Origin of the sequence: Micromonospora sp. NPDC047793 (assembly GCF_040642635.1) — a bacterium.
Classification (GTDB): domain Bacteria; phylum Actinomycetota; class Actinomycetes; order Mycobacteriales; family Micromonosporaceae; genus Micromonospora.
The window spans coordinates 326970-342679 of record NZ_JBEYSG010000007.1 but is presented as its reverse complement, the minus strand read 5'-3'; the positions used below and the strand labels follow the sequence as shown (position 1 = coordinate 342679).

Annotated in this window: 14 protein-coding genes and 1 pseudogene; 7 read left to right on the top strand and 8 right to left on the bottom strand. The window is 72.6% G+C overall.

The features are described 5' to 3' along the window. Positions 1–117: 117 nt before the first annotated feature. The gene (locus ABZ738_RS17410) at positions 118–831 is read left to right on the top strand and encodes a DUF998 domain-containing protein (RefSeq protein WP_357214333.1); all 714 of its coding nucleotides are present in this window, start codon (positions 118–120) and stop codon (positions 829–831) included. A gap of 50 nt (positions 832–881) precedes the next feature. On the opposite strand, the gene ABZ738_RS17405 is transcribed toward ABZ738_RS17410, so the two are convergent. The 4 genes from ABZ738_RS17405 to ABZ738_RS17390 form a co-directional block, all read right to left on the bottom strand. Beyond that, entirely contained in the window at positions 882–2030 is a 1149-nt protein-coding gene (locus tag ABZ738_RS17405; RefSeq protein WP_357214330.1) for a serine hydrolase domain-containing protein, read from the bottom strand. Positions 2031–2034: 4 nt separating this feature from the next. After that, on the bottom strand, positions 2035–2862 hold the full coding sequence (locus ABZ738_RS17400) for a carbohydrate ABC transporter permease (protein WP_176093830.1): 828 nt from the start codon (positions 2860–2862) through the stop codon (positions 2035–2037). Next, entirely contained in the window at positions 2859–3722 is an 864-nt protein-coding gene (locus ABZ738_RS17395; RefSeq protein ID WP_357214327.1) for a sugar ABC transporter permease, read from the bottom strand. Before ABZ738_RS17395 ends, ABZ738_RS17400 begins: the two co-directional genes overlap by 4 nt. A 104-nt stretch (positions 3723–3826) precedes the next feature. Further along, the gene (locus ABZ738_RS17390) at positions 3827–5188 is read right to left on the bottom strand and encodes an extracellular solute-binding protein (RefSeq protein ID WP_357214324.1); all 1362 of its coding nucleotides are present in this window, start codon (positions 5186–5188) and stop codon (positions 3827–3829) included. A gap of 370 nt (positions 5189–5558) precedes the next feature. On the opposite strand from ABZ738_RS17390, the gene ABZ738_RS17385 reads away from it, so the two are divergent. The 3 genes and pseudogenes from ABZ738_RS17385 (at position 5559) to ABZ738_RS17375 (ending at position 8578) form a co-directional block, all read left to right on the top strand. Then, on the top strand, positions 5559–6647 hold the full coding sequence (locus ABZ738_RS17385) for a LacI family DNA-binding transcriptional regulator (RefSeq protein WP_357214321.1): 1089 nt from the start codon (positions 5559–5561) through the stop codon (positions 6645–6647). Positions 6648–6657: 10 nt separating this feature from the next. Next, positions 6658–7617: pseudogene (locus ABZ738_RS17380) on the top strand (glycosyl hydrolase family 32); the annotation flags it as partial. 1 nt (position 7618) lies between these two features. Next, positions 7619–8578, top strand: coding sequence for a carbohydrate kinase (locus ABZ738_RS17375; RefSeq protein WP_236145779.1), 960 nt, complete (start codon positions 7619–7621; stop codon positions 8576–8578). Positions 8579–8595: 17 nt separating this feature from the next. On the opposite strand, the gene ABZ738_RS17370 is transcribed toward ABZ738_RS17375, so the two are convergent. From ABZ738_RS17370 to ABZ738_RS17360, 3 genes are all read right to left on the bottom strand, one after another. Further along, positions 8596–9561 (bottom strand): helix-turn-helix domain-containing protein, encoded by a 966-nt coding sequence (locus ABZ738_RS17370; protein ID WP_357214318.1) that lies wholly within the window; start codon positions 9559–9561, stop codon positions 8596–8598. 179 nt (positions 9562–9740) lie between these two features. Beyond that, positions 9741–10280, bottom strand: coding sequence for a flavin reductase family protein (locus ABZ738_RS17365; RefSeq protein ID WP_176093824.1), 540 nt, complete (start codon positions 10278–10280; stop codon positions 9741–9743). Next, positions 10277–11179: a DUF1684 domain-containing protein gene (locus ABZ738_RS17360; RefSeq protein WP_131053707.1), complete on the bottom strand. Its 903-nt coding sequence runs from the start codon at positions 11177–11179 to the stop codon at positions 10277–10279. Before ABZ738_RS17360 ends, ABZ738_RS17365 begins: the two co-directional genes overlap by 4 nt. A 360-nt stretch (positions 11180–11539) precedes the next feature. On the opposite strand from ABZ738_RS17360, the gene ABZ738_RS17355 reads away from it, so the two are divergent. The 3 genes from ABZ738_RS17355 to ABZ738_RS17345 are packed head-to-tail and all read left to right on the top strand — an operon-like array spanning position 11540 to position 14195. Next, positions 11540–12364, top strand: a complete 825-nt coding sequence (locus tag ABZ738_RS17355; protein ID WP_357214314.1) for an ABC transporter ATP-binding protein — start codon at positions 11540–11542, stop codon at positions 12362–12364. Further along, on the top strand, positions 12361–13353 hold the full coding sequence (locus tag ABZ738_RS17350; RefSeq protein ID WP_131053709.1) for an aliphatic sulfonate ABC transporter substrate-binding protein: 993 nt from the start codon (positions 12361–12363) through the stop codon (positions 13351–13353). Before ABZ738_RS17355 ends, ABZ738_RS17350 begins: the two co-directional genes overlap by 4 nt. Beyond that, entirely contained in the window at positions 13350–14195 is an 846-nt protein-coding gene (locus tag ABZ738_RS17345; RefSeq protein ID WP_357214310.1) for an ABC transporter permease, read from the top strand. Before ABZ738_RS17350 ends, ABZ738_RS17345 begins: the two co-directional genes overlap by 4 nt. A gap of 40 nt (positions 14196–14235) precedes the next feature. Here the strand turns inward: ABZ738_RS17345 and ABZ738_RS17340 are convergent, their stop codons facing one another. After that, a complete protein-coding gene (locus ABZ738_RS17340; protein ID WP_357214307.1) occupies positions 14236–15489 on the bottom strand; it encodes an acyl-CoA dehydrogenase family protein in 1254 nt (417 codons plus the stop codon). Positions 15490–15710 lie beyond the last annotated feature (221 nt).

The following is a 15710-nucleotide window of genomic DNA, read 5'->3' as shown; positions in this document are numbered from 1 at the left end:
CCGGGCCCTCCCGGCCCTCCCGGCCCTCCCGCCGCTCCCACGGCATCGCCTCGTCGATCATGGAGTGGTGGCTGCCGGATTGCACCGGTAGATGGCTTTCCTGCACGCCACGACTCCATGATCGACGGGACTGACGCCGAGCAACGGCGCGCGGACGGCGCGGCCTGGTCCGTGCCGGTGGCGTGGGAGCGGCGGGACGGCACGTACGGTGCGGGGATGCGAGTCGTACCGGGATGGGCGCTGGTCTCCGCCGTGGCGGCACCGATCCTCCTGATCGGTGGGTGGACGCTGGGCGCGGCCCGCCAACCGGGCGGGTTCGACCAGATCACCGGCACGATCAGCGCACTCGCCGCCGTCGGCGCCACCGACCGGTGGATCATGACGGTGGCGCTGGCCGGTCTCGGGCTCTGCCACTGTGTGACCGCCGCCGGGCTGCGTACCCTCGCACCCGCCGGGCGGGCCCTGCTCGCCCTCGGCGGGGTGGCGACGCTGGCGGTGGCGGTGTTCCCGCTACCGGCCGACGGTGGCGGGTCGGTGCCCCACACGCTCGCCGCCGCCGTGGCCTTCGGCGCGCTGGCACTCTGGCCGGCCGCAGCACGGGCCGCAGGACAACGGGCGGCGGGACAACGGGCGCCGTGGGTTGCGCTGGCGGTCGGGCTGCTGCTGGCCGTGGCCTGGTTCGTGGCCGAGATGGCGGCCGACGGCGGGCGCGTCGGTCTGGCCGAGCGGGTGGCGGCCGGCGCGGAGGCGTTCGCACCCCTGCTCGTGGTCACCGCCCTGCGCCGCACGGGCCGGTCAGGTCGGACGGGCCGCACCACGCCGGACGGGTGACGGCGGGGTCGACGTCACGGCTCGTCGGCCGTGACGTCGAACCGGTCCGCCTACTCGCTCAGGCAGGAGAGCAGGGCCGCGGCGAGCAGATTGGCCCGCTCGTCGACCACGCCACCCATCTGGTTGACCACGTAGCCGAAACCGACCCGGTGCTGGTCGTCGCCGAAGGCGAGGTGTCCGCCCGCACCGTCGTGGCCGAAGCTGCGCTCGCCGAGCATCGGGCGCGGCGTCGAGTGGACGAGGAAGCCGGTCCCCCAGCGGTGTCCGACGTCGGGGAGTCCGTACACCTGCTGGCCGGCGACGCGGACGGTGACGGCGTCGTCGACGGACGCGGTGGTGAGCAGCGGTCCGCCGCCGACCTCGGAGACGCAGGCGGCGTAGAGGCGGGCCAGCGACTCGGCGGTGCTGATCCCGCCCGCACCGGGGATCTGGGCGGCCTGGATCGCCGGGTCGTTGAAGCTGACCAGGCCGGCGGCGTCGGCGGGGAAGGCGAACGCGCCGCCCATGGTGATCCCACGGTCGGCGACCGGGTCGCCGGCCGGGAAGGGCTCGCCGAGCGGTGCCAGCATCCAGGCGACCGCGTCGCGCTCGGCGGGCGGCAGGCCGACCCAGGTACGCAGACCGAGCGGCTCGGCGAGGGTCCGGGCGAGGTAGGTGCCGGGCATCTCCCCGGTGATCCGGCGGATCACCTCGCCGATCAGCCAGCCGTAGGTGATCGGGTGATAGCTGTGGGCCGTACCCGGCTGCCACAGCGGCGTCTGCTCCTCGATCGCCTCGATCACCGGGTCCCAGGCGAGCACCTCCGCCCGGGTGAAGGCGCGGTCCAGCGTGGGCAGTCCGGACTGGTGGGTGAGCAGCCAGCGGACCGGGATCTCGGCCTTGCCGTGCCGACCGAACTCGGGCCAGTACCGGATGACCGGGGCGTCGAGGTCGAGCCGGCCCTGCTGGACCAGGAGGTAGGCGCAGATCGCCATGATCCCCTTGGTCACCGAGAAGACGACGGCCGGGGTGTCGGCGGTCCACGGCCGGCCGGAGCGCTGGTCGGCCAGCCCTCCGTACAGGTCCACGACCTTGGTGCCCCGCAGGTAGACGGCGACTGCGGCGCCGACCTCCCCACGGTGGACGAAGTTGTCCCGGAACACGTCGGCGACGGGCCCGAAGCCCTCGTCGGCGTGGCCGTGGATCGGGGTGTCGTTCAACCCGTCATCCCTTCACGGAGCCCTGCAGGAGCGCCTTGATGAACTGGCGCTGGAAGATCAGGAACACGATGAGCGTCGGAGTGAGGATGAGCAACGATCCGGCGCAGAGCAAGACCAGATCGGTTCCCCACTGTCCCTGGAACGCGCCGAGGGCACCGGCCATGGTCCGTTTGGTGGCGTCGTCGACCATGACGATGGCGAGCAGGAACTGGTTCCAGGTCCAGAGGAACAGCAGGATGGTCAGCGAGGCGATGGCCGGTCGGGCCAGCGGCACGTGCACCCGCCAGAACAGCTGCCAGGTGTTGCTGCCGTCGACGCGCGCGGCCTCGGACAGCTCACGCGGCACGTTGGTGAAGTGGGCGCGCATCCAGAAGACCGCGAACGGCATGTAGAGGCCGACCAGCGGCAGGATGATGGCCCACCGGGTGTTCAGCAGACCGAGGTCCCGCATCTGGTAGTACAGCGGGGTCACCACCGCCTCGAAGGGCAGCGTGAGACCGAGCAGCAGCAACCCGAAGGCGATGTGACCGCCGGCCACCCGCAGGTGCCCGAGGCCGAAGCCGGCCATGGTCGCGATGATCACGCCGAACGGCACCACCCCGGCCACGATCAGCATGCTGGACCCCAGCAGGGCGCCCATGTTCGCGGCGGTGAAGGCGTCGGCGAAGTTTCCCCACTGTGGATCGGAGGGCCAGGCCAGGCCGGTGGGTACGGTGCCACGTGGTTGCAGGGCCGCCGAGAGCATGCTCAGGAACGGCAGCAGGGTGACGACGACCAGGGCGATCAGGAAGATCCGCCCGGTCAGCCGCTCGCTGCGGGTGGTCATGTTCATGGCTTCTCCCCCCGGGTCAGCCGCTGGATGGGCAGCACGCAGATCAGCACCAGCAGCATCAGCACCACGCCCAGGGCCGAGGCGAGCCCGACCTGGCGCTGGGAGAAGGCCAGCCGGTAGATCTCCAGCCCCGGCACGGTGGTCTGGATGCCCGGGCCGCCGCTGGTCGAGATGTAGACGATGTCGAAGCTGGCCAGCGCCGCGATGATGGTCACGGTGAGGCAGACGCCGATCTCCTGGCGCAGGCTGGGCAGGGTCACCGCGAAGAACTCGCGGATCGGGCCGGCACCGTCCATCCGGGCCGCCTCGTACAGCGACGGGTCGATCTTGCTCATGCCGGTGACCAGCAGGATCGTGCAGAGTCCGAGCATGATCCAGGTGCCGATCACGCCCACCGACGGCAGCGCGGTGCTGAACTCGCCGAGCCAGGCCCGGGTGATGCCGTCCAGCCCGACGGCCCGCAGGGCCTGGTTGACCAGACCGTTGCTGGACAGCACCCAGCTCCACGCGATACCGGCCGCCACCAGCGGGATCACCTGCGGCAGGAAGAGCACGGTCCGGACCAGCGTGCCGCCGGGGCCGGTGGTGATGCGCCGGACCAGGCTGGCCACCACCAGGCCGAGGACGACCGGGATGAAACTGAAGAAGATGATCAGGACGAAGGCGTTACCGATGATCTTCAGCAGGTCGCGGTCGGTGAAGACGGTGACGTAGTTGTCCAGGCCGACCCAGGTGGCCGCCCCGATGCCGTTCCAGCGGTAGAGCGAGTACTGCACGGTCATCACGAGCGGACGCAGGACGAAGAAGCCGTACATGGCCAGGGCGGGCAGGACCCAGAGCCAGCCGCTCCACCGCACCACGCGGCCCCACCGCTTCCGGTGGGGCCGCGTGGCGGGACGGGGGTCCGCACCGCCGGGTCGGGCAGGGGTGCCCGACCCGGCGGGAACGCTGCCGAGGGCAGACGTCATCGGGAGAGTTCCTTCTCGTACTCGGCCTGGACCGCCTTGACGTAGCCCTCCGGGTTCTGCTGGCCGGCGATCAGCTTCTGCATCTCCGGGGTGATGGCGGCGGCGAAGATGCCACCGGTGGCGTTGGCGGTGAAGTCCACCGCGCCGTTGTCGGCGCCGAGCTGCTGGGACGCCTTCAGCGTCTCGGCCAGGACGGTGCCCTCGGTCACCGGCGGCAGCGCCAGCTCGGCCGGGCCACCCGGGTGCGAGCCGCCGACGTTCACCGAGATCTCACGGGCCTTGTCGTTGGTGTGCACCCAGTTCAGGAAGAAGGCCGCGGCGTCGGCGTTCTTGGCCCGGGCACCGACACCGAAGGTGTTCGGCGCGGACATCGCCACGTTCTTGGCCTCGGCGGTCTCACCGGGGAAGAGGAAGAACCCGACGTCGCCGGCCATGTTCTTGTCCAGGTTCGCCGACTCCCAGTCGCCGTTGAACATGAACAGGCCGTTGCCCTTCTGGAACTCGCCCATCATCGCGGTGTAGTCGATGGCGTTGGCGTCCTTCGGGAAGTAGCCGGCCTTGGCCCACTTCTCGATGGTCTGGGCGGCCTTCAGCGACGCGGGGGTGTCGAAGGTGGCACCCGGCTTCTGGAAGATCCAGTCCGCGATCGGGCCCGGGTCGCCGAACTGGTTCTGCAACGCCTGGTACGGGAAGTTGATGCCGGCGGTGTTCTTGTTGAACTGCATGATCGGCTGGAGGTCGGCGGACTTGGCCTTGGCCAACAGGTCCTCGAACTCGGCGATGGTGGCCGGCGGCTGGGTCATGCCCACCTGCTCGGCCTGCTTCTTGTTGTAGAACACGCCGGTCACGCTGTAGCCGAGCCCCATGCCGTACAGCGAGCCGGTGCCGCGCTCCGCGCCGCCGTCGGTGAGCCGGAGCTGGACGAGCTGGGAGGCGGGGAACTTGTCCCAGCCGTGCGCGTCGAAGTACGGGTCGAGGTTCTTCAGCAGGCCGTCCTTCACCAGGTCGACCATGGTGGGCAGCCGGATGATGTCGGGCGCGTTGTCCGAGGCGAGCACCCGGGGCGCGTTTTCCACGATGACCGTGAACTGGTCCTCGCGGATGTTGAACGTGACGTTGGGGTGCTGCTTGGTGAACTCGTCGGCGAGCGCCTTGGCCAGCGGGAAGCCGGTCTCCGCGTACATCTCCAGGGTGATCGGGTCGGTCCCGAGCTCGGTGCTGACCGGGGCGCCGGAGTCCTCCGGCGCGGTCTGTTCCGAACCGGGTGCGCTACAGGCGGTGGCCGTCAGACCGACGGCGAGTAGTGGCACCATCAGTGCCAGCCGGCGACGGGTGAATCTGGTGGACAACTCCCGCACGTCAATGGCTCCCTTGACTCATCCGCACGTCCCCACCGGTCGTCGACCGGGGGTACGCTCGCCACCACGGTCGGTGAACGCCACGCCTGCGCGTCGCGCACCCAACCTCGGCTCGCGGTATCCGATATGACCTCGGAGGTCGCTGCGACAGCGGCCCCCGCAGTGGCGAAACAACGTCGCTAAACTGATTTAGCAGAGCATGCGCGCGGCACCCCGGCCTGTCAAGGACGAGTTGGCAACGGTCCGGAAACAAGGGGTTCACCAGGGGGCTTCGCCGACACCCGGCCGGTCACCGGTGAGCCGGAACGCGACTCGACCCATCATGATGGGCAACGGCGGCGTCGTACGGACGACCGCGAACGGAGGACTGATGGGCCGCAACAGGGCAACACTGGCCGATGTCGCGCGACGGGCTGGGCTGTCCAAGACCGCAGCCTCGATGGTGCTCAACGGGCGCGAGGGCACCCGACTCTCCGCCGAGGCGCACCAGCGCGTCTTCGCGGCGGCGGAGGAACTCGGCTACCGGCCGAACGTGGCCGCCCGCAGTCTGCGTACCCGCAAGACGGCGACCATCGCCTTCGTCTCGGACATCGTCGCCACCACCCGCTTCGCCGGCGGCCTGATCCGGGGCGCGCTGGACGCCGCCCGCGAGCGCGACCACGTCCTGCTGATCACCGAGACCCAGGGTGACGCGTCGTTCGAGCAGTACGCCATCGAGGCGATCCTCGACCGCCAGGTCGACGGCGTGATCTACGCGGCGATGGCCACCCGCCGGCTGACCGTGCCGAAGGCCATCCTGAACGGCCCGGTGGTGCTGCTCAACGCCACCAGCTCGGAGGAGCTGCCGAGCGTGCTGCCCGACGACGAGTTGGCCGGCGCCACGATCGCCGAGGCCCTGCTCGCCCGGGGCCACCGGGACCGGATCGCCCTGATCGGCCGCAACCGACCCAAGGAACGCGACCCGGAGATCTCCCTCGCCGCCGAGGCGCGGCTGCGCGGCATCCGGAGCACGCTCGCCGCCGACGGTGTCGCGCTGTTCGCCGAGGGCTTCTGCACCGAGTGGCTGCCGGAGCACGGCTACACCGCGACGCAGGCCCTGCTCGCCCGCCCGGACCGGCCGAGCGCGATCATCTGCATGAACGACCGGCTGGCCTTCGGCGCGTACCAGGCGCTCGGGGAGGCCGGCCTGACCATCCCCGACGACATCTCGGTGATCTCCTTCGACGACGATCCGATCGCCTCCTGGCTGCGCCCGGGACTCTCCACGGCCGCCATCCCGCACGAGCAGATGGGCCGCCGGGCGGTGGAGCTGCTGCTCGACAAGGACGACTCCGGCCCCGCGGCCCTGGTGCCGATGCCACTGCGCCGTCGGCGTTCGGTCGCGACTCCGGCCGGGCGGACCCCGATGCCGCGAACGGAGAGCGACTCCGCCCCGAGGTCGCGGGCTAAACCGATTTAGTGATACCTTCCCCGCCATGCTTCGTCTGCCCGACCACTGGGTGTGGGACAGCTGGTACGCCCAGGACGACGACGGCCGGTGGCACGCGTTCTTCCTGCGCGCCTCCCGGGCCCTCCTCGACCCGGACCGTCGCCACCGCCGCGCCACGATCGGCCACGCCGTCTCCACCGACCTGCGCGACTGGCGGCTGCTCCCGGACGCGCTGGTCCCCGCCGACTCACCGGGCTGGGACGATCTGGCCACCTGGACCGGCAGCACCGTACGCGGGCCGGACGGGCGGTGGTATCTCTTCTACACCGGTGTCGGCCGCGCCGAGGACGGCCTGGTCCAACGCATCGGGCTGGCCGTCTCCGACGACCTGGTGACCTGGCACCGGCACGGCGACACCCCGCTGCTCGAGGCCGACCCGACCTGGTACGAACTGCTCGACCTGGACGCGTGGTACGAGCAGGCCTGGCGTGACCCGTGGGTCTTCGCCGACCCGGACGGCGACGGCTGGCACATGCTGATCACCGCCCGCGGCAACCAGGGCCCGGCCGCCGAACGCGGCGTCATCGGTCACGCCACCTCGCCCGACCTGCTGAACTGGACCGTCCGACCGCCGCTGTCGACACCGGCCGGATTCGGCCACCTCGAAGTGCCGCAGGTCGCCGTGGTGGAGGGGCAGCCGCTGCTGCTGTTCTGCACCAACCCGGCCACCGCACCCGGCGACTCCCGGGAACGGCTCTGGATGGCCACCGCCCCGACCGTACGCGGACCGTGGGACATCGCCGCCGCCCGACCGATCGCCCAGCCGCACCTGTACGCGCCCCGGCTGTTGTCGACCGACGACGGCTGGGTACTGCTGGGCTTCGTCGAGCACGGTGACGGGACGTTCGTCGGCGAGATCAGCGACCCGGTGCCGGTGCGCTACGAACCCGAGGCCGGCCTGGTGGCACGCGAACCACTGCCGGCCACCGGTGGTGCCTGAGGTGACGGCCCCGGGCGACCCGGAGCCGTCGTCCGCCGCCCCGGCGGTGACCGTGGTCGGTGAGGCTGTCGTCGATCTGGTGCAGGAGCCGGACGGCCGGTTCGTCGCCCATCCCGGTGGCAGCCCGCTCAACGTGGCCGTGGGCCTGGCCCGGCTAGGGGTACCCACCGCGTTGCTCGCCCGCTTCTCCACCAACCGCTTCGGTCGGCGGCTGCGCGCACACGCCGAGACCAACGGCGTCGACCTGCGGCACGCCGTCGACGCCGACGAGCCGGCCACCCTGGGGATCGCCACGCTGACCGGGACCGGTGTGGCCACGTACGACTTCTACGTCGACGGCACCGCCGACTGGCAGTGGCGCGCCGAGGAACTGGCCCCGGCGGTCGCCGGACGGGGCATCGTGCACACCGGCTCGCTGGCCGCGTTCCTGCACCCGGGCGCCGACCGGTTGGCCGCCGCCCTGCGGACGGCGCGCGAGCGCGGCGCGCTCGTCAGCGTCGACCCGAACATCCGGCCCGGCCTGATCGGCGGTGTCGACGCGGCCCGGAGCCGCGTCGACGCGCTGGCCCGGATCGCGCACGTGCTCAAGGCCAGCGAGGAGGACGTCGCCTGGCTCTATCCGGGCCGGACGAACGAGGACGTCCTGCGGCACTGGCGCGACCTCGGCGTGACGCTCGCCGTGATCACCCTCGGCGTCGGGGGCGCGGCTGCCGCCTCCGGCACGGGCGGATTCCGGCAGCCGGCGCCGGTCGTCGCGGTGGCCGACACCATCGGCGCCGGTGACGCCTTCACCGCCGGGCTGCTCGCCGCCCTCTCCACCGCCGGGCCCGGATGGTCCGACGACGACGTCCGGGCCGCGCTGCGGTACGGCGTCGAGGTGGCCGCCGTGACCTGCACCCGGGCCGGTGCCGATCCGCCGTACCGGCACGAGCTGGCGAGTCGCTTCCCGACGGGGTCCTGAGCCCGGCGGGCGGTGCCTCAGCGCGGCAGGTCGGTGTGCATCCGGCGCCACTGTCCCGGGGTGAGCCCGTACGCCGCGCGGAAGCGCCGGGCGAAGTGGGTGGGGTCGCCGAACCCCCAGCGGCGGGCCACCACCGCGATGGTCAGGTTCCGGCTCTGCGGCCGGAACAGCTCCTCGGCGGCGCCCTTCAACCGCTCCCCGATGATCCACTGTTCCAGGCTGAAGTCGGCCTGGGCGCAGACCTTGTACAGGTGGCGCAGGGAGACGTTGTGTGCCATCGCGATGGTGGACGGCCGCAGGTCGGGGTCGGCCAGGTGCTGCCGGACGTATGCCCGGACGAGGGTCAGCAGCGTCCCGGCCCGGTCCACGTGGGTGTGCCGCGCGGTGGCGTACGCCGCCGAGGTGAGCAGCGCCCGGGCCAGCTCGACACTGGCCGCGCCCAGCACCGGTGCCGCCGGGTCGGCGCCGAGTCGGTCCGCTCGCCCGACCACGTCGACGACGTGCCGGGTGACCAGCGGATAGAGCGGGCTGGCCGGCAGGTTGCCCAGGGCCCGCCGGATCACGTCCACCGGTAACGCGAGCCGGTCGATGGGGATCTGGAGACATCCGGCCGCACCGTCGCCGGACCAGGAGAAGTCGTACGGGGCGGAGAGGTCCATCCCCATCAGCCCGCCCGGTGCGACCAGCGCGTGACGTCCGCCCTGCTCCTGCCGACCGTCGGCGCGCCGCTGCACGGAGAGCGCCACCACCGGCGTCACGTCCTGCCGCGTCTGCCGGGGAGTGCGCAGCAGCCGGATGCCGGACGCCTCGGTGGTGAAGACCGAGACGTCACCGAGGTCCCAGACCGCCATCCGGGCGTACACGTCGCCGCTCGGATTCTCGTGGATCACGTGGCACGGCGCGGAGGCGTACGCCATCGTGGCGTGCACCGCCTCGACCCGGTCGCGGACCGGTAGCTGCGCGGTGTCCAGGACGACGGCCATCAGCTCACCTCGTCGGCTCGACCGGGCCGGCTGCCGCGACGTCGCGGGGTCGGGCGACGGTGCCCGTGCGGGCCCCGGCGCCGGCACACCGGGTGGTCCCAGGATCCCATGCCCGCGTTACGAAGGAGAGAATCCCCGACGCCCTCGGACGGCGCGGGCGCGGGGTCCGGCGCCGATGGTCAGGCCGCGACCGGCCCGGCCCAGCCGTCGTTGCCGGGCACCAGACCGGTGTAGCGGCCCCGGTGGTAGAGCAGCGGCGATCCGGCGGCCGGGCTGTGCACCAGTTCCGGTTCGGCCAGCACGATGGCGTGGCTGCCGACCGTCACCCGGTCGATCACCCGGCACAGCAGCCAGGCGAGGGTGTCGTCGAGGATCGGTACGCCCTCGGGGCCGGCCTGCCACCGGGTCGGCGCGGCGAACCGGTCGATGCCGCTGGTGGCGAACGTGCGGGCGAGGTCCTGCTGGTGGTGGGCGAGCAGGTGGACGCCGACGTGCCGGGCGGCGGCGACCGTGGGCCAACTGGACGAGCCGAGGTGGAGGCAGAACGACACGACCGGCGGCGACAACGACACCGACGTGAAGGAGGTGGCGGTGAACCCGACCGCCGGTGTCCCCGGGGCGGTCACCACCGTGACCGTGCTGGCCTGGTGCCGCAGCAGGGTCCGGATCTCATCGGTCTCGGCGTCGAGGGGCGGCTGGTCGTCGGTGGGGGGTGTCACGAGTTCCTCCCGGGGGTGCTGTGCTGCGGTGGGGGCACGCCGTCCGCCCGCCGCTCGTACGGGATCTGCTCGCCGGCCTCGACGGCGACCGGCAGCCGGTTCTCCGCCGGCGGCAGGGGGCAGGTGGCGAAGTCGGTGTACGCGCAGGGCAGGTTGGTGGCGCGGTTGAAGTCCACGGTGACCCGGCCCTGCTCGTCGGGCGGGTCGACGCTCAGGGCCCGGTTGGCGGCGTACGTGGTCACGCCGGAGGTCTCGTCGGTGAACAGCACCGACAGGCTTCCCGGCGACCAGCCGTTGAAGGCGGTCAGACGCAGCGGCACACCGTCCACGGTGAACTCGATCGTGCCGGGGGCGTCGTAGACGTGCTGGAGTCCTTCGACGGCGGCGCCGACGGTGGTCGGCCGGGGGCTGTCGAAGGGGACGAACCGTCCGGACAGGACCCAGCGGGTCGTCGGCGGGTACGTCGGGGTGCCCCGGAAGGCGGTCCGCAGTGGGTGGTCGGGGCGGCGTGGACGCAGGATGTCGTACCCACCCCGACGGGCGATCTCCAGCACGCCGCCGTCGAATCCGACGGTGACGCCGCCGCGCTCCGGGATCGGGCCGAACTCGTGGCGACCGGTCACCGGCTCTCCGTCGACGAGGAGTTCCTCACCGTCGGAGAGGTCGACCACCACGCCGTCCGCACCGGTGTGCCACCGTCCGGGCAGGTCCGCGACGCGCTCGGGGCGGTCGGTGAGCCAGTGCAGCCCGGTCACGGCGAGGAAGCCGTGCGGGGCGGCCAGGGTCTCCTCGTGGCGGCGGTGCCACTCGCGCCATTCGAGGGTGAAGGCGTCGACCTGCGCCTCGGCGGCCTCGGGCACGTCGGGGGTCGCCGCCGGAAGCGGGTGGGGACGGGTCATGTCGGGTTCCCTCCGTCGGGGATGGATTCGGCCGGCATCGGCCCGACCGCCTCGGGCGACCGGGTACGCGGGAGGTGCCGGGTCGCCGGGTGCGGCTGCCCGATCGGCGCCAGGACGGTAGCGCGGGGTGTCCACACCGTCACCCTGCCAGTGACCGCGTTCACAGGCCACTCCCCTCACGTCGATCCTCCGTCGGCAACCACCCGAGACCCGGCGGAGGCCCAGGTGGACGGCGTCCCACCCGGGCGCGACGCCTGCCTTCGGGAGCCACCCTCCCGGCCCGCCCGAGATATACCCTACTCATCCGGTTGGTTATATGGGTATTGTGAGCCGACCCACCGGACGAGGCAAGGAGGTGGCATGTCGACGAGCGCCGCGCGACTCGCGCCGGGGCTGCACACGGCACCCGCACCCGTCTCGATGCGCCAGGTGGGGCGCGCCTTCACCGGCCGTCGCGGCACGCACCGGGTGCTGGACGACGTCACCCTGCGGATCGAGGCCGGTGAGGTGGTCGCGCTGCTCGGCGCCTCCGGGTGCGGCAAGTCGACACTGCTGCGCCTCGTCGGCGGACTGGACCGGCCGAGTGCCGGGGAGATCACCGTGGACGGTCGAGCGGTGCGCGGGGTGGCGGCCCGCACCGCGATGGTCTTCCAGGATCCGCGCCTGCTGCCGTGGCGGACGCTGGCCGGCAACGTGGCCTTCGGTCTCGCACCCGGCCATGACCGGACGACCGCCCGCGCCGACGTCCGGGCCTGGCTGGAACTGGTGGGGCTGGGCGACTTCACCGAACACCGCCCCCGGCAGGTCTCCGGCGGGATGGCCCAGCGCACCGCGCTCGCCCGGGCACTCGCCCGGCGACCCGGCGTCCTGCTGCTCGACGAGCCGTTCGCCGCCCTCGACGCGCTCACCCGGATGCGCATGCAGGACCTGGTCGGCCAGGTGCAACGCGCCGCCGGCAGCACGGTGCTGCTGGTCACCCACGACGTCGACGAGGCGCTGCGGCTGGCCGACCGGATCGTCGTGCTCGGCCCCGCCGGTCCGGCCGGACGGGGATCGACCGTCCAGCACGTCACCGCCGTACCCGGGGTGCGGCCCCGCGACCTCGGCTCGCCGGCCTCGGCCGCCCTGCGCACCGACCTACTCGACCGTCTCGGCGTCGCCCCCGAAGGAAGCAGGAGTTCATGAGGAAGACAGTCGCCGTCGTGCTGGCCGCCGCCCTGCTGCTCACCGGCTGTGTCGCCGGGGAGGACAGCGGCGGCTCGGCGGCCGACGGCACGACCCGGTTGCGTCTGGACTACGCGTACTGGAACCCGGCGAGCCTGGTGCTGCGCGAGCAGCGCTGGTTGGAGGAGGAGTTGGCCGACGAGGGCGTGTCGGTGAGCTGGTTGCAGTCCGCCGGCAGCAACAAGGCCAACGAGAACCTGCGCGCCGGCGCGCTCGACGTCGGCTCGACCGCCGGTGTCGCCGCCCTGGTGGCCCGGGCCAACGGTTCGCCGATCAAGACCGTCGGCGTGTTCAGCCAGCCCGAATGGGCCGCGGTCGTGGTCGCCAAGGGTTCCCCGATCACCTCGGTCGCACAGCTCAAGGGACGCAGGGTCGCCGCGACGAAGGGCACCGACCCGTACTTCTTCCTGTTGCAGGCGCTCGACGAGGCCGGGCTGACGCCGGGCGACGTCACCGTGGTCAACCTCCAGCACGCCGACGGCAAGACCGCGCTGGAGCGCGGCGACGTGGACGCCTGGGCCGGCCTCGACCCGCACATGGCGCAGACCCAGGTCGACGCCGGTTCCACCCTGCTCTACCGCAACGTCGCCTTCAACACCTACGGCGTGCTCAACGCCCGCGAGGAGTTCGTCTCCACCCACCCCGAGCTGGTGCAGCGGGTGGTGAACGCCTACGAGCGGGCTCGCCAGTGGATCGTCGCGCACCCGGACCAGGCGGTGGAGCTGCTGGCCCGCGAGTCGCAGGTCTCCCCCGCCGTCGCCCGGGTGGTGCTCGCCGAACGGACCCGGTTCGACGTCGACCCGGTGCCGGGGGCGGCGCAACGGCAGGTCTTCGAACGGGTGCTGCCCATCCTGGTCGCCGACGGCAACGTCCGCACCGACGCCGAGGCCCGCGCGGCACTGGACAGCATCTTCGAGCCCCGCTTCGCCCAGGCGCGGGCGCAGCCGTGAGCGCGGGCAGTCCGGTGGCGGTGCAGCCGCCACCGGCCCGCCCGGCCGAGCCGCCGGCTCCGGCCACCGCCGGTCCCGGCCAGAGCTGGACCGCCCGGGTGGGGTACGCCGCCGCCGGCCTGCTGCTCCCGGTGGCGCTGCTCGTCGGCTGGCACCTGCTGGCCACCTCCGGCGGCTACTCGCGGGCGCAACTGCCGCCGCCGTACGACGTGCTGCTGGCACTGCGGGAACTCCTCGTCCGGGGTGAGCTGTGGCAGCACCTGGCGATCAGCGTGCAGCGGGTCCTCCTCGGGTTCACCGCCGGATCCGTCGCGGGACTGGTGCTGGGCGCCCTGGTGGGGCTCTCCCGGGCGGCCCGCTCGCTGGTCGGCCCGACCATCCAGGCGGTCCGCGCCATCCCGTCACTGGCCTGGGTGCCGCTGCTGCTGCTCTGGTTCGGCATCGGTGAGACCCCGAAGATCACCCTGGTCGCGATCGGGGCGTTCTTCCCGGTCTTCACCACCGTGGCCGCCGCGCTCCGGCACGTCGACCCGCACCTGGTCGAGGTGGGCCGGGCGTACGGCCGCTCCGGCGTACGGCTGCTCGGCACGGTGCTGCTGCCCGCCGCCACGCCGCCGGTGCTGGCCGGGCTGCGCCTGGCCATGGCGCAGTCCTGGCTCTTCCTGGTCGCGGCCGAGCTGATCGCTTCCTCGATGGGGCTGGGCTTCCTGCTCATCGACAGCCAGAACACGGGCCGCACCGACGTGATCCTGCTCGCCATCGTGTTGCTGGCGGTGCTGGGCAAGCTCGCCGACACCCTGCTCGGGCTCGTGGAACGACGCTTCCTCGCGGCCTGGACGTGACCGGGTGACCCACCGTCCCGCCGACGACGCGCCGCTCCGGTCAGAGCTGGCCGTGACGCGGCGGCGGGGTGCCGTCGAGCAGCCAGCGACCGACGTGCTGGACCTTCCACCGGGCCGGATCGTGCAGCGTGTGGGTGCGCGCGTCGCGCCAGTACCGGGACAGGTTCAGCGCATCGGCGGCGGAGCGGGTGCCACCGAGATCGAACATGGCCGAGGAGACCTCCACCGAGGCGCGGGCACCGGCCACCTTCGCCACGGCGGTCGCCACCGAGGCGCGCGCCGTACTGTCGTCGGTCAGGTCCGCCTCGGCCGCGTCGATCGCGGTCGCCGCCTCCCGCAGCAGCGCCTCCGCGCCGCGTACCAGGATCTCCAGCTCGCCGGCCTGCTGGATGAGCAGCGGCTCGTCGGCGGCCCGGTCGACACCGGACTCGAACCACGGCCGGGCCCGGGCCACCTGCGCCACCGCGGCGTCCAGCGCGCCCCGGGCGATCCCGGTGTCCAGCGCGGCGTGCAGCACCTGGGCGCGCGCGCCGTAGGTGGTCGCCGCACCGAAGATCGGCGTGTACGGCACCACCTGCGTCTCGTCCACCGCCACCTGCGCCAGCAGCACCGTCCCGCTGGCGGTGGTGCGCTGCCCCATACCGTCCCAGTCGTCGCGCACGGTCACCCCCGAAGTGTCCCGGGGCAGGTAGGCCAGCATCTTCAACGGTGGGCCGCCGGACGCACCCGGGCCGCCGGACGCAGCGGGACCGTCGGGAGCCGCGGGACCGCCGGGCTCGGCCGGGTCGGCCAGTACGGCGCGGACCACGATCCAGTCGGCGAACAGCGCACCGGTGCAGTAGAACTTCTCGCCGTCCAGCACGTACCCGCCGTCGGCCCGGCGGCGCAGCGTGGTGGCGTCGTCGGCGACGGTCCGCCCGCCGCGCTCGGACTGGGCGTTGGCGAAGCGCTGCCCGGCCAGCGCGGCGGCGAAGTAGCGCCGTTGCTGCTCCTCGGTGCCCTGCAGGCGCAGCGCCTGGAGGAAGACGACGTGGCTGTGCGGGATCTGGGCGAGGCTGGCATCGGCCGCCGCCAGCGTCCGGAACACCTCGGTCAGCGTGGCGACCGAGACCTCGGCACCACCGAACTCGGCAGGCACCGTGATGCCCAGCAGACCGGAGGCGGAGAGCTCGGCCACCTCGGCCTCGGGCAGTCGACGCTCCCGGTCTCGGACTCCGGCCTCGTCGGCGAGGACGGCCGCCAGTTTCCGGGCGACCTCGACGGCCTCCTCGTCCGTCCGGATCACACGCGTCATCCCGTCGACCACCTTCCCACCGAAGACCGCGAATCCTATCGGTTGAATAGGGTTAGTCTCGCCCTCACCGGCGCCCGACGTCAATCTCGCCGTCCGACCGGACCACGCCGCCGTTCCGGGACACCGCCGGCCCGGACAGCACTCGATCCCGGATCGAGTGGCCTCATGGTCGCGGGAAGGCCACTCGATCCGGGATCGAGCATGATCTTGCGCGCGCGTCG